Raw genomic sequence first — 13743 nt, 5'->3', positions numbered from 1 at the left:
GCACCCTGCTCATCAGCTGGCTCGTGAGGCAAGAGACTCTTTCACCATCTCGAGGAAATAGGCATGGACGCGCTTATCATCCGTCAGTTCTGGATGAAAGGAGGCTCCCAAAACATTCCCTTCTTGAACGGCGACAACCTGATCATCCACCTGTACCAATGGGGTAACATTTCCTCGGATGGCGGTAATGATGGGCGCGCGAATAAAGACGGCTGGGAAATTATCGGCCACTCCCTCAATATTTAAGAGCGTCTCAAAGCTCTCCCGCTGGCGACCAAAAGCATTTCGTTCTACTGTAATATCGAGTATCCCTAAGTGGGCTTGCTCACTTCCCTCTAAGCGTTTAGCAAGCAAGATGAGACCGGCACAAGTGCCAAATAGGGGCTTCTTTTGACGGTGCATTTGTAAGATCGGCTCGTAAAGATCGTATTTGTGTATCAGTTTACTAATGGTGGTGGATTCACCGCCAGGTATGACGAGACCATCCAGCTCTTCTAACTGATGCGGACGCTTCACCAAAAAGGCATTGGCCCCCGCTTCTTCTAGAAGACGAACATGCTCCCTGACGGCTCCCTGTAATGCGAGCACGCCGATTTTCATTTTGCTTCCGTCCTCCTACCAACCACGTTCTTGCATACGTTCATTTTCTTTCAGAGAGGAGATCTCGATCCCCTTCATTGCCGTTCCTAGTTCTTTCGATACCTTGGCAATGAGTGCATAGTCTTCGTAGTGAGTCGTCGCTTCCACAATCGCACGCGCAAATTTCTGCGGATTGTCCGATTTAAAGATTCCCGAACCAACGAATACACCATCGGAACCCAACTGCATCATCAACGCCGCGTCGGCTGGTGTGGCTACTCCACCTGCGGCAAAGTTCACAACAGGAAGCTTCCCATGTTCGTGTACATACTGCATCAGTTCAAAAGGAGCACCCAACTCCTTCGCCTCTGTCATCAATTCATCTTGTGACATCGAGCCGACTTTACGAATCTGGCTCATCATCTCACGCATATGACGAACCGCCTCTACGATATTGCCGGTGCCTGGTTCCCCTTTTGTCCGTAGCATGGAAGCCCCTTCACCAATGCGACGAAGAGCCTCTCCTAAATTGCGCGCACCACATACAAAAGGAACCGTATAAGATTTCTTATCGATGTGATACACTTCATCAGCAGGAGTAAGTACTTCACTCTCATCAATGTAATCTACGCCAAGCGCTTCTAAAACGCGCGCTTCCACGATATGCCCAATACGTGCTTTCGCCATGACTGGAATGCTTACCGCACTCATCACTTCTTCTACGATTCGTGGATCTGCCATCCGTGCAACGCCACCGGCGGCACGAATATCGGATGGTACCCGCTCCAGTGCCATAACAGCCACTGCGCCTGCTTCTTCTGCAACCTTCGCTTGTTCAGCATTGACGACGTCCATAATGACGCCGCCTTTTTGCATTTCTGCCATGCCACGCTTGACACGTTCTGTACCTGTCTGTTGTTGCAAATCTCCCATGTGTGTGCCTCCCACTCTATCCTTGAAACCTTGATCCAAGGTGGTCATCCTCAATTTATGCTTATTGTAAACGATACGGCATGAGGTTGGCAACAAGAATGGATTTTCATCCCTTGTTCGCCGGAGTTATCTTGTTATTGACTGGCTAGCGCTTATTAAGATTTGACGAAGTTCCTCTTCTGCCAAGACAAAACGTGGCTTCGGCCATCGAGGTAACCTGGAACTTTGGAGAAGTTGCCTAATGCGCTGAAAGGAAGCTATAATTTGTGGTAGTGCCCATAGCGGTAAATTTCCAGATACCATAAATGGATTCCTTCCTAATTGGATAAGGCGTGCATCAATCACAGCAGAGGTTACCAAGGGATCTCGTACAAAGCGGTAAGCTTCGGCTGTAAGGCCGAGTATCTCAATAGGCAGAATCACGTTCTGCGAAGCACCCAATCCCTCTAAGGTAGAATTGACTGTTAATATATTTCTGATCAGCGCTTTTGTATTCGATATGTTCTCAGCGATATTAGTTGGAATGGGACCTTGCACTAGTATATCTTGTGAAACTCTCATTTCGTTACCCCTTTCCTTTCACCGAGCGAATGATTTTTTTCAATGCTCTAATGTATGATACGCACTAAATATCTTATGGTTCTTTTAATTTATAAAATTGGCTTTCTATCTCTTTCGAATGTCCTATTGATTAACTCTAAAAAAAAGCATGTGGCTTAAGCCACATGCTCATCTATATCTATGGGTAGAGTCTTATAAATCTTGACCGGTTATTCTCAAAGGTTTTTCTCTTAAAAGAGATAGGAGATAGCACATCTGCCATGCAATTTTCTACGATTACATATGGTAATTGGGAGCTTCTTTCGTAATTTGAATGTCATGAGGATGACTTTCCTTTAGAGATGCATTGGTAATCTGAACAAACTGCGCATCGTTTTTCAAGGTTAACAAGTCAGGTGTCCCGCAGTAACCCATCCCCGCACGAATGCCTCCCACCAATTGATGCACCGTATCCGCCAGCGGACCTTTATAAGCGACACGTCCTTCAATGCCCTCTGGAACTAATTTTTGCTGATTCTCTTGAAAGTAGCGATCTTTACTGCCGGCCTGCATCGCTCCCATGGAACCCATCCCACGATACACTTTAAAGCGTCTGCCTTGATAAATCTCCGATTCACCAGGTGACTCCTCTGTCCCAGCAAACAAACTGCCTAGCATGACCGCATCCGCACCCGCAGCCAATGCTTTCACCACATCTCCAGAGAAACGAATGCCTCCATCAGCAATAATGGGAATGCCATATTTCTTTGCTACTTGAGCACAATCATGAATCGCTGTTACCTGAGGAACGCCAATCCCCGCTACAACACGTGTCGTACAGATGGAGCCAGGACCAATTCCCACTTTAACCACACTTGCTCCCGCTTCGATCAAATCCTTTGTTCCTGCTCCAGTGGCGACGTTTCCTGCTACAATCGTCAGATCAGGATATTGACTACGCAAATGCGAAACGGTATCCAGAACTCCTTGAGAGTGCCCATGAGCCGTATCGACGACGATCATATCTACCTCTGCTTCTACTAAGGCAGCTACTCGCTCAAAAGTATCTTTGCTCACACCGACGGCAGCCCCTACTAGTAGTCGGCCACGCTCATCTTTGGCAGATTGCGGGAATAGGGTCGCCTTCTCAATATCTTTAATTGTAATAAGCCCTTTTAACATCCCACTCTCATCCACCAATGGCAGCTTTTCAATCTTCTTTTCTTGCAAGATCTCCTTTGCTTCTTCTAGCGTCGTTCCAACTGATGCGGTTACTAAGTTTTCTCTTGTCATCACACCCGCAATGGGGGTTTGGAAGTCACGAATAAAACGCAAATCACGGTTTGTAATAATCCCAACCAACTTTTGTGATCCATCCACAATCGGTACGCCCGAAATTCGATATTTAGCCATTAATGCTTCTGCTTCCACCACTTCTTGCTCGGGATGAAGGAAGAATGGATTGGTAATCACGCCACTTTCCGAACGCTTTACACGATCCACTTCCTCTGCTTGTGCACCAATGCTCATGTTCTTATGAATGATGCCGATCCCACCCTGGCGCGCAATCGAGATCGCCATAGGTGCTTCCGTCACCGTATCCATCCCGGCACTAAGCAATGGTGTCTTCAGAAGCACCTTGTCTGAAAGACGGGTCGATACATCGACATCTTTTGGTAACACTTCGGATTTTGCCGGTACTAAGAGCACATCATCAAACGTCAGACCTTGTTTTGAAAACTTATCCTCCCGCATAATTGGTTTACCCCTTCTCTGGTTTTAGTTTTACTTTAAGCAAAGGTTTGTTCATCATAACGCATTGTCGGTTTGTACAAAATAAAGGTTGTACTTTCATTGTAACAAACCATGCAGAAAATGTTTTATGAAAAACAGTCTTGGAATAATAATCTCCCAATCTTTTTGGGATCTGTTACAAGGAGGTTGCCTACGGTATGTCCACCAATCGATCACAGAAACCCATTCGCAAAATACCCGGCGAACCCTCTCTGAAAACAATATGGGAACAATACCTACTCCTCGAGTGTGAACCGCACGTGATTCGGTTATTACAATCCAAGTATGCCCCCTATGGAGAAGGAGAAGCAAAGAAACTAGCTTATCAGACTGCCGAGGCGTTTATTTTTTATATCAAGCAAGCACGCGAAACCTATCATGCCAGTGCTGTAGCCGATGTGATGGTCAAACCACTACTCAGTTACTATGGAATGAGTTATTTATGTAAAGCATTTATCCTTCTTCATGATCCTTTTTATCCACAAAACACCGTGATGCTTCAGCATGGACTAACCGCACGAAAGCGAAAAAAGAAAAATTATCGCTTTCATCACGATGACGTTCGTGGACAGAAAGATGGCCTCTTTTCCTTACTACTTCAAGCCAATGGTTGTCCATCAATGGCGGGAGAGAGCATCTCCATACAAGATTGCTTCGGTCTCATTCCAGAAATGCAGACGAGTTATCAACAGGTCTTTGGGGATAAAACATTGTTCCCACTCATTCTACACACAAAATCCTCTGCTGAGGAAATACAGACGGAGAGTGGTGTCTACTTCTCTGTAGAGGAAGGTATCTTGGATACCCTTCATTTAACGAAAAAGGCCTTTATCCACAAGTTAAATCGACTGAGTCTAAAGAACCACCCCATTCAGATCTCTCTTGAAAATGTGGTTACTCCCCAAGAAGAACGACTGCATTTCGTCTGGAAGCACCCCTCCATCCGACATGTGGATCAATGGCCGTTTGGATTTCATCATCCTTGGTTTCGTGAAGATAGACAAGGCGGCTACTACCTCTATGCAGGTAATAGCCGCCTTCTACCCTCACTCCCGGAGGAATTGATTCACTTTATATTGCTCTATGGCCTCAGTATGCTCTGTCGCTATGAAGCGCCACGTTGGGTGGAGATGATCCACACATTTTCACAAGTGGATCGTCTTTTAGCCCATGAGTTTCTCCACTTGACAGAGCATAAGATTCCTCAATTACTTTGGAAAAAAATGATGGAGGAGAAAATCGTGTTTGGTTAATTTCTATTCCTCATCTTCTTCCACGTTCTCCGCAGCAATCACGGTTTCCCCTTCTATCTCTTCTTCCTCAGAAAATTGAACGCGTGCCACGGTGGCCACTTCTCCTTCGCCTTTGAGAGAGATCAGCTTGACGCCTTGGGCGTAGCGACCGTAACTAGAGATCCCGGAAATGTTCATACGGATGACAACACCTTCAGTAGAGACAATCATCAAGTCCTCTTCCGGTGTGACCACCTTCAGACCCACGATGGGTCCATTTTTCTCTGTCACGCTTAAGGTTTTGATGCCTTTGCCTCCACGGGATTGAACGCGGTATTCGGTCAATGGCGTACGCTTCCCGTATCCCTTGGTGGTGACGATCATGACCGCTTTTTCGGGATCTGCAATATCCATTCCGATCACTTGATCTCCCTCAGCCAAGGTCATCCCTTTGACACCCGTGGCTGTCCGGCCCATCTTGCGTACATCCTCTTCCGAAAAACGAATCGACATGCCGTAGCTGGTACCCAGGATAATTTCCTCATTGCCGTTGGTTTTATAGACACCGACAAGCTCATCCCCGTCACGCAATTTAATCGCAAAAAGCCCGTTGCGGCGAATGTTTTCGTAATCTTCCAGGCCTGTCCGCTTCACAATACCGTGTTTGGTGGCAAAGAAGAGGTAACAATCAGGCGTAAATTCTTTTACGGGGATAATCGCTTGAATATACTCACCAGGCTCAATTTGAATGATGTTGATCACAGGCGTTCCTCGCGCACTCCGCCCAAGCTCCGGTACATCGTATGCCTTTAGTCGATAGACACGACCGGTATTGGTGAAGAACAAGAGGTAGTGATGGGAGTTGGTGACAAACAGATGCTGGACAAAGTCATCTTCACGCGTTCCCATGCCCGCTACACCACGGCCACCTCGCTTCTGCGCACGATAAGTGGAAAGGGGCATCCGTTTGATGTAACCACGATGGGTCATCAAGATAACCACTTCATCTTCTGGGATCAAGTCTTCATCTTGAATGCCATCTTCCCCTAATTTGATACGCGTCCGCCGTTCATCTGCATATTGCTGACGTACTACCGTTAATTCATCACGCACAACGCCACGGATTCTTCCTTCATCAGCCAAAATGGCGCGAAGTTCTGCAATCAGCTTCTGTAATTCCTCGTACTCATTCTCGATTTTTTCCCGCTCAAGACCGGTCAAGCGTTGCAAGCGCATGTCGAGAATGGCTTGAGCTTGTTTCTCGGAGAGTTCAAACTTCTCCATCAAGCCAGACTGAGCCTCTTGCGTCGTTTTGGAACCACGAATAAGTGCAATCACTTCATCGATATGATCCAAGGCAATGCGAAGACCTTCCAAGATATGAGCGCGCTCTTCCGCTTTGTTCAAGTCAAATTGTGTGCGGCGACGAACCACTTCGATCTGATGGTTGATGTAATGGTAGAGTACTTCTTTTAGGTTAAGTACTTTGGGTTGTCCATCCACCAGTGCCAGCATATTTACGCCAAAGCTCGTTTGAAGAGCCGTCTGCTTATAGAGATTATTGAGGGTAACTTTGGGATTAACATCCCGTCGCAATTCAATGACGACACGCATTCCATTACGGTCAGATTCATCTCGTAAATCCGTGATACCGTCAATCTTCTTATCACGAACCAAGTCAGCAATCTTCTCTACCAGGCGTGCTTTATTGACCTGATAAGGAAGTTCATCAACGATAATCCGCATCTTCCCACTGCCTGCTTCTTCAATGCGGGTTTTCGCCCGCATCGGGATGGAGCCACGGCCGGTACGATACGCTTTCTTGATTCCTTCTCGTCCTAAAATGCTTGCCCCCGTTGGAAAGTCAGGCCCTTTGATAATTTGCATTAGATCATCAATGGAGACCTCTGGATCCTCCAACATCTTAAGCAACCCGTCAATCACTTCACCCAGGTTATGTGGAGGAATATTGGTTGCCATTCCGACGGCAATCCCAGCTGCACCATTGACGAGCAGATTGGGAAAACGTGCTGGCATGACAACAGGTTCTAGTTGTTGTCCATCATAGTTAGGAACAAAGTCAATGGTCTCTTTGTGAATATCTCTTAGCAACTCAGCTGTTATCGCAGACATACGTGCTTCAGTATAACGCATCGCTGCCGGGGAATCCCCGTCCACCGAGCCAAAGTTCCCGTGACCGTCCACCAACATATTGCGATAGGAGAAATCCTGTGCCATCCTCACCATCGCTTCGTAAACAGCAACATCACTATGTGGATGATATTGTGCTGTCACATTACCGACCACACGCGCTGACTTCTTATATGGTTTATCTGCTGTCATTCCAAGCCCGTGCATGGTGTACAAAATCCGTCGGTGAACCGGCTTTAATCCATCACGCACATCAGGCAGTGCCCGGCTGACAATAACACTCATCGCATAGTCAAGAAATGCGGTTCGCATCTCTTGACTAATATTTACTTCCTGAATCCGATCGGTCCCTTCCGACATGCTTACCCCCCGCTTTACACATCCAGATTCTGAACTTGCTTCGCATACTCCTGAATAAACTCCCTGCGTGGTGCTACCTTGTCTCCCATCAACGTTTCAAAAACTTGATCAGCATCGATTGCATCTTGAAGAGAGACTTGGAGCAAGGTCCGACTTTCTGGGTCCATGGTGGTTTCCCATAACTGGGTTGCATTCATTTCCCCTAGACCTTTATACCGCTGAATGTCTACTTTTTTGCCATTCATTTCACTAATCACTTTCGCTTTTTGCCGATCGTTATAGGCATAACGGATTGTTTTCCCTTGTACGATCTTGTAGAGGGGTGGCTGAGCAATATAGACATACCCTTCTTCAATCAAAGAGCGCATGTAACGGAAAAAGAAGGTGAGCAAGAGCGTGCGAATATGAGCACCGTCCACATCGGCATCCGTCATAATGATGATCTTGTGATAACGGGCCTTATCGATTTGAAAATCCTCGCCCACACCCGTTCCCAATGCAGTAATAATCGTCCGCACTTCCTCGTTGGAAAGGGCTTTATCTAAGCGGGATTTTTCCACGTTGATAATTTTCCCACGCAGTGGCAAAATCGCCTGGAACATGCGATCCCGGCCTTGCTTAGCCGTACCACCAGCGGAATCCCCCTCTACCAGGTACAATTCACTGGAACTTGCATTGCGCGAAGTACAGTCTGCTAGCTTTCCTGGGAGTGAGCTTACTTCCAATGCATTTTTTCTACGGGTTAATTCGCGTGCACGTCGGGCTGCTTCACGTGCTCGGGCTGCTGTCAGTGCCTTTTGGATCACTTTCTTGGCTTCTTGGGGATGTTCCTCAAGAAAAATGTGAAAGTGTTCGCTAAAGAGCGATTCCGTGACGGTACGCGCTTCACTGTTGCCCAATTTGGTTTTGGTCTGCCCTTCAAACTGGGGATCAGCGATTTTTACACTGATAATTGACGTTAAGCCCTCACGCACATCATCACCGGTCAAATTGCTGTCTTGTCCCTTGAGAAGGTTATTGCGACGCGCATAATCGTTAATGACGCGTGTCAATGCGGATTTAAATCCTGCTTCGTGTGTTCCACCCTCATGGGTATGGATATTGTTAGCATAAGAGTAAATATGACTTGAAAAGCTATCGTTGTATTGCATGGCAATCTCTACATTCAGTCCATCTTTGGTACCCTGGATGTAGACAGGTTCTTTATGCATGACCTCGCGGTTGCGGTTGAGGTGCTCCACATAAGAGCGAATACCCCCATCGAATTTATAGTGATCCGACTTATCACCCCGCTCGTCAGTGATGGTGATAGCCAGTCCACTGTTTAAGAACGAAAGCTCCCGGAGTCTTGTTTGTAAGGTGTTATAGTCGTATTCCGTCGTTTCTGTAAACACGTCTGGATCAGGCTTAAAGTGTATTTCAGTCCCAGTCTCATCTGTCTCACCAATCACTTTAAGATCAGCTTGGGGAACACCTCGTTCATATCGTTGGAAGTGAATCTTTCCATCCCGTCTTACTTTCACTTCTAACCATTCCGAGAGGGCATTTACAACAGAGACACCCACACCGTGGAGACCTCCGGAAAACGTGTATCCCTCACCACCAAACTTCCCACCAGCATGCAAAACGGTCATGACCACCTCGACGGCAGGTCGTCCAAGTTTGGAGTGAATTCCTACCGGAATTCCGCTCCCATTATCGACCACAGTGACCGAATTATCTTCATGTACGTTGACTGTAATCGAGTCACAACGCCCAGCTAATGCTTCGTCAATACTGTTGTCGACGACTTCCCATACCAAGTGATGAAGCCCACGACTGCTCGTTGAACCAATGTACATCCCTGGTCGTTTACGAACGGCCTCTAGCCCCTCTAGTACCTGAATTTGCGACTCATCGTATAGATGATTGTTCTGTTCCGACACGGTTGTGCTCACCAACTTTCGCGTTGTTCTTGCTCGCTTATAGAAGAAGAAGTGACTTCTCCTTGCTTCACTCGATAAATGTTTGCATGATGCAAGGTTTCTGTATCGATTCCTTCTGTGGAAGTGCTGGTGACAAAGGTTTGCACCTTTCCACGGATAGCCTCCAACAGATGGGTTTTTCGAAAATCATCCAACTCGGATAACACATCATCCAATAACAAGATCGGGTAGGAACCGGTTTGTTCATGAATCAATTCAAGCTCCGCCAATTTGAGTGAAAGTGCCGCTGTTCGCTGTTGTCCCTGCGATCCATACAAATGCAAATTGGTCCCATTGGCGAACAAACGAATGTCATCACGATGAGGTCCAAAGGAAGTAGTCCCCTTCTGTATCTCCCGTTCACGTCCTTCTTCCAATGCTTTCATCACTTCATCATACCACGAAGCGTCTTCCATTGCTTGAACTTCGAGTGAAGGGAGTGTTTCAATGCTTAATTCTTCCTTCCCCTGCGTGATGACGTGATGAATCTCTTGTGCCCAATGCGATAACTTATCCACAAACAACAGCCTCTTTTTCCACAATCGAACCGCAAGCTCTGCCATTTGGTGATCCAAAACGTCCAATAGAGTACGGTCTTTCTTCCGACCATGAGAAAGGTCTTTTAAGAGGCTGTTTCGTTGCACAATCACTTTGTTGTAGCGATTTAAATCATAGATATAGCTCGGACTGATCTGCCCAATCTCCATATCGAGAAAGCGTCGTCTTATCTGTGGACTTCCCTTCACAATGGCGAGGTCTTCAGGTGCAAACATAACCGCCGTCAAGGAGCCAATGTAGTCGCTCATGCGTCGTTGTTCGATCCCATTGCGGCTTACTTTTTTTCCTTTGCTGGTTAAGAGAACCTGGAGCTGATGAAGAGAGCCGTGGGTTTCAACTTGAGCCTCAATCTTGGCAAAATCCCGTTCCCAATGAATCAGCTCTTTATGAGAGCGGGTGCGGTGAGACTTTCCTATTGCTAACAGATAAAGAGATTCCAAGATATTCGTCTTTCCCTGCGCATTATCGCCAATAAATAGATGGAGATCCGAAAACTCCTCCAATTCTAGATGGAGGATGTTGCGATAACCCACAAGCTTTAGTTTTCTAACACGCAAACGATCCTCCCCCTTATCAGTCTCAGTCGGTTTGGACCACTTTGAACATGCCCATCTCTTCTACTTCGACTGTATCTTCGGGTAGGATTTTGCGCCCTCGCCTTTGTTCACGTACTCCATTAACCAAGACGATGCTGTCCGCCAAGAACAACTTGGCTTCACCGCCAGAGCTAATCACATCCACCTTCTTTAACAACTGTCCTAGCGGAATATAGGGAGTGTCGATAGAGACTGTTTGCACGGTTTCCCTCCTGACGGTTTTCAAGTGTATCCTTCACTTTAGAATATGCTAGCGAGTCCGAATGGGAACGATCAAATGAAGCGCATCATCACGATCCGCTGGCTGAATTAAGAAAGGAGTCATCATCCCTGTACATAATATGCGGATAGAGTCACTCTCAATGGCGCGCAAAGATTCCATCATGTAGTGAGCATTGAAGGCGATCGTCATTTCTTCCCCATTGACCGTCGCGCTGACTTCTTCTGTTACGCTCCCAATCTCCTTATCGTCGGATTGGACCTGAATGGCTCCGCTCTCTTTTACAGTCCATTTTATCACATTATCGCGTCCATCCCGACTGATTAATGCTGCCCGCTCTACTGAATGGAGTAATTCTTTTGTGGGAGCAGTTACTTCTGTTTTTCCTCCACTGGGGATCACCCGATTGGTATCAGGATAGTTCCCTTCTAACAGACGCGAAAAAAATAAGATGGACCCTGCTTTTACCAAAATTTGGTTCTCAGAGACGATAACATCAACCATACCATCTTGATCCGCTAAGATTTTTGCCAATTCGGTCATGCTTTTTCCTGGTACGACAACATTAGAGAGAGTGAGTTCTGAAGGGGATTCCACTTCTGCCTTTCGTTTAGACAATCGATGACTATCCGTACCGATAAAGGTGAGTTGACCCTCAGCCAGCTCCCACAAAACCCCGGTTAAAATACCTCTTGCCTCCATCGTTGCAGCAGCAAATCCTGTTTGGCGAATCATCGTCTTCAGTAGATCTGCTGGAAAGCTGAACATTTGATCATCATGCAACTCAGGTAACTGTGGATACTCATCTGCATCCAACCCTTTTAGTTGAAACTGGGAATGCTCCGAACGAATCGAAGTGAGGAAGCGATCTCCTACCTCCACTTCCACCTCATTACCTGGTAACTTACGCACAATGTCTCCAAAAATCTTTCCAGGCAGGACAACAGTACCTATTTTATCCACAAAAACTTGGTCTTTATCATCTTTTCGTTTTTTAATAAATACTTGAATGGTAAGATCCGAGTTGCTTCCTGTTAACGTTAGACCGCTTTCATCTGCGGTTACTTTTATACCAGTTAAGATCGGAATCGTCGTTTTTTGTGAAACCGCTTTGGAAACTTGCGAAACGGCCTCCATGAAGGTTGACCTTGCAATACGAAATTTCATAGTGATCCTCCTTGTAGGCGAATGCTAATTCTACCACTTACGCTTGGAAAGAAAAAGTCTTTTGCAAATGAACATATTCGCAGGGGTACTTGCATATATTATTATTTTATCTTTTTCGTCGTCTTAGTAATAGGGGTTGTGGATATGTGTATAAACCTGTCGAATCCTTAGAATAAAAGAGGAAACCGGTGTGGACAAGGTTGTGTATAAGTAGGTTCACTTTATCCACAGCATCCACACCGGTTGGGGATTACTCTGTAAGTTGTTTTTTGATGTCTTGAATAATTTGTTGTAGATCGCGATCTTCTTTTTGTCGTTTGGTGATTTTTTCATGAGCGTGGATAACCGTGGTATGATCTCGTCCCCCAAATTCATGTCCGATTTTGGGAAGTGAATGAGCGGTCATCTCGCGTGACAGGTACATGGCGATCTGTCTTGGATAAGCAACGCTTTTGGTTCGCTTCTTCGACTTTAAGTCTTCAATCCGTAACTTAAAGGTATGACACACCACACGTTGGATGTCGAGGATGCCAATTTCTTTCGGTCCGGCATCGGAGACAATATCTTTGAGGGCTTCCCGTGCCAAATCAGTAGAAATCGGTTGATTCATGAGTGCAGAATAGGCCACGACACGGATTAAAGCTCCTTCTAACTCACGGATATTGGTGTCGATGCGGGTGGCGATATAAGCCATGACATCACTTGGTGTATCCAAATTGTCAGCGATGGCTTTCTTTCGCAGAATCGCGATGCGGGTTTCCAGATCAGGTGGCTGTATATCCGTAATTAGCCCCCATTCAAACCGCGAGCGCAGTCGATCCTCCAAGGTGGGAATCTCTTTGGGAGGACGATCACTAGAGATGACGATTTGCTTTCTTTCTTCATGAAGAGCATTAAAGGTGTGGAAAAATTCTTCTTGTGTTTGTTCTTTCCCCGCCAAGAATTGAATATCATCAATAAGTAAGATATCCACATTGCGATATTTGTTGCGAAAATCAACGGTTTTATTGTCACGAATCGAGTTAATAAATTCATTCGTAAACTTTTCGGATGAAAGGTAAACCACACGGGAGCGAGGCGTATGTTGTTCTACATAATGCCCGATGGCATGCATTAAGTGGGTTTTTCCCAGCCCCACACCCCCATAGATAAAGAAAGGGTTGTAAGCTTTTGCAGGCGATTCAGCGACTGCTAAGGATGCCGCATGGGCAAAGCGATTTCCAGATCCAATAACAAAGGTATCAAAAGTGTAGCGTTCATTAAGCATACTGACTACTTGATCTGTTGTTTTCGGTTCCTCTGGGGGTTTGGTTTCTTTTTTTTCCGTAGCGTTTTCGCTGTTCTCTTCCTCTTCTTCCGCCTGAGTCATCGTAATAAAATGGACTCCGATCATGGATCCTGTTACCTCTTGTAAGGTTTCGCGGAAGAGATCCGCGTAATTGGTACTTAACCAATTGCGTACAAAATCGTTGGGGGCGGCTATGGTGAGCGTTTGCTCACGGTAATCGACTGCTTCTGTTGCTTTTACCCAGGTTTCATAACTGGGTTTGCTTAATTTTTTTTGAATCTGTTTGAGTACTTTGGACCACAATTCTTGGTAGTGCATGTCCATTTCTTACCCCCCTTCTTTCTTCTCGATGCATTTATCC

The 13743-nt window shown here is 46.1% G+C and carries 11 protein-coding genes; 1 reads left to right on the top strand and 10 read right to left on the bottom strand.

Annotation, left to right across the window (positions count from 1 at the left end):
- Positions 1-12 precede the first annotated feature (12 nt).
- The 4 genes from pdxT to guaB all read right to left on the bottom strand — a co-directional run bounded on the left by pdxT (position 13) and on the right by guaB (position 3807).
- Positions 13-600, bottom strand: coding sequence for a pyridoxal 5'-phosphate synthase glutaminase subunit PdxT (gene pdxT, locus AC6RGY_RS09675; protein WP_499862376.1), 588 nt, complete (start codon positions 598-600; stop codon positions 13-15).
- A 15-nt stretch (positions 601-615) separates the two neighbouring features.
- On the bottom strand, positions 616-1512 hold the full coding sequence (gene pdxS, locus AC6RGY_RS09670; protein ID WP_499862374.1) for a pyridoxal 5'-phosphate synthase lyase subunit PdxS: 897 nt from the start codon (positions 1510-1512) through the stop codon (positions 616-618).
- Positions 1513-1638: 126 nt separating this feature from the next.
- On the bottom strand, positions 1639-2073 hold the full coding sequence (locus AC6RGY_RS09665) for a hypothetical protein (protein WP_499862373.1): 435 nt from the start codon (positions 2071-2073) through the stop codon (positions 1639-1641).
- Between the two features lie 276 nt (positions 2074-2349).
- Positions 2350-3807 carry an IMP dehydrogenase gene (gene guaB / locus AC6RGY_RS09660; protein WP_499862369.1) on the bottom strand — a complete coding sequence of 486 codons (1458 nt, stop codon included), beginning with the start codon at positions 3805-3807 and terminating at the stop codon, positions 2350-2352.
- Positions 3808-4004: 197 nt separating this feature from the next.
- On the opposite strand from guaB, the gene AC6RGY_RS09655 reads away from it, so the two are divergent.
- A complete protein-coding gene (locus AC6RGY_RS09655; protein WP_499862366.1) occupies positions 4005-5099 on the top strand; it encodes a YaaC family protein in 1095 nt (364 codons plus the stop codon).
- A 3-nt stretch (positions 5100-5102) separates the two neighbouring features.
- Here the strand turns inward: AC6RGY_RS09655 and gyrA are convergent, their stop codons facing one another.
- From gyrA to dnaA, 6 genes are all read right to left on the bottom strand, one after another.
- On the bottom strand, positions 5103-7589 hold the full coding sequence (gene gyrA, locus AC6RGY_RS09650) for a DNA gyrase subunit A (protein ID WP_499862364.1): 2487 nt from the start codon (positions 7587-7589) through the stop codon (positions 5103-5105).
- Positions 7590-7603: 14 nt separating this feature from the next.
- Positions 7604-9514 (bottom strand): DNA topoisomerase (ATP-hydrolyzing) subunit B, encoded by a 1911-nt coding sequence (gene gyrB, locus AC6RGY_RS09645; RefSeq protein ID WP_499862362.1) that lies wholly within the window; start codon positions 9512-9514, stop codon positions 7604-7606.
- A gap of 8 nt (positions 9515-9522) precedes the next feature.
- The gene (gene recF, locus AC6RGY_RS09640; protein ID WP_499862360.1) at positions 9523-10668 is read right to left on the bottom strand and encodes a DNA replication/repair protein RecF; all 1146 of its coding nucleotides are present in this window, start codon (positions 10666-10668) and stop codon (positions 9523-9525) included.
- A gap of 22 nt (positions 10669-10690) precedes the next feature.
- A complete protein-coding gene (gene yaaA, locus AC6RGY_RS09635) occupies positions 10691-10909 on the bottom strand; it encodes a S4 domain-containing protein YaaA (RefSeq protein WP_499862358.1) in 219 nt (72 codons plus the stop codon).
- Between the two features lie 48 nt (positions 10910-10957).
- Positions 10958-12094 carry a DNA polymerase III subunit beta gene (gene dnaN, locus AC6RGY_RS09630; RefSeq protein WP_499862356.1) on the bottom strand — a complete coding sequence of 379 codons (1137 nt, stop codon included), beginning with the start codon at positions 12092-12094 and terminating at the stop codon, positions 10958-10960.
- Positions 12095-12344: 250 nt separating this feature from the next.
- Positions 12345-13706: a chromosomal replication initiator protein DnaA gene (gene dnaA / locus AC6RGY_RS09625; protein WP_499862354.1), complete on the bottom strand. Its 1362-nt coding sequence runs from the start codon at positions 13704-13706 to the stop codon at positions 12345-12347.
- Positions 13707-13743 lie beyond the last annotated feature (37 nt).

The sequence above is a fragment of the Mechercharimyces mesophilus genome (assembly GCF_059818345.1).
Note: the sequence above shows the minus strand (reverse complement) of the source record. Positions and strands in the feature narration are given on the sequence as shown.

Excerpts from the sequence above, each read along its gene's own strand:
- pdxT (WP_499862376.1), bottom strand. The coding sequence starts at position 600 with ATGAAAATCGGCGTGCTCGCATTACAGGGAGCCGTCAGGGAGCATGTT.
- pdxS (WP_499862374.1), bottom strand. The coding sequence starts at position 1,512 with ATGGGAGATTTGCAACAACAGACAGGTACAGAACGTGTCAAGCGTGGC.
- AC6RGY_RS09665 (WP_499862373.1), bottom strand. The coding sequence starts at position 2,073 with ATGAGAGTTTCACAAGATATACTAGTGCAAGGTCCCATTCCAACTAAT.
- guaB (WP_499862369.1), bottom strand. The coding sequence starts at position 3,807 with ATGCGGGAGGATAAGTTTTCAAAACAAGGTCTGACGTTTGATGATGTG.
- AC6RGY_RS09655 (WP_499862366.1), top strand. The coding sequence starts at position 4,005 with ATGTCCACCAATCGATCACAGAAACCCATTCGCAAAATACCCGGCGAA.
- gyrA (WP_499862364.1), bottom strand. The coding sequence starts at position 7,589 with ATGTCGGAAGGGACCGATCGGATTCAGGAAGTAAATATTAGTCAAGAG.
- dnaN (WP_499862356.1), bottom strand. The coding sequence starts at position 12,094 with ATGAAATTTCGTATTGCAAGGTCAACCTTCATGGAGGCCGTTTCGCAA.
- dnaA (WP_499862354.1), bottom strand. The coding sequence starts at position 13,706 with ATGGACATGCACTACCAAGAATTGTGGTCCAAAGTACTCAAACAGATT.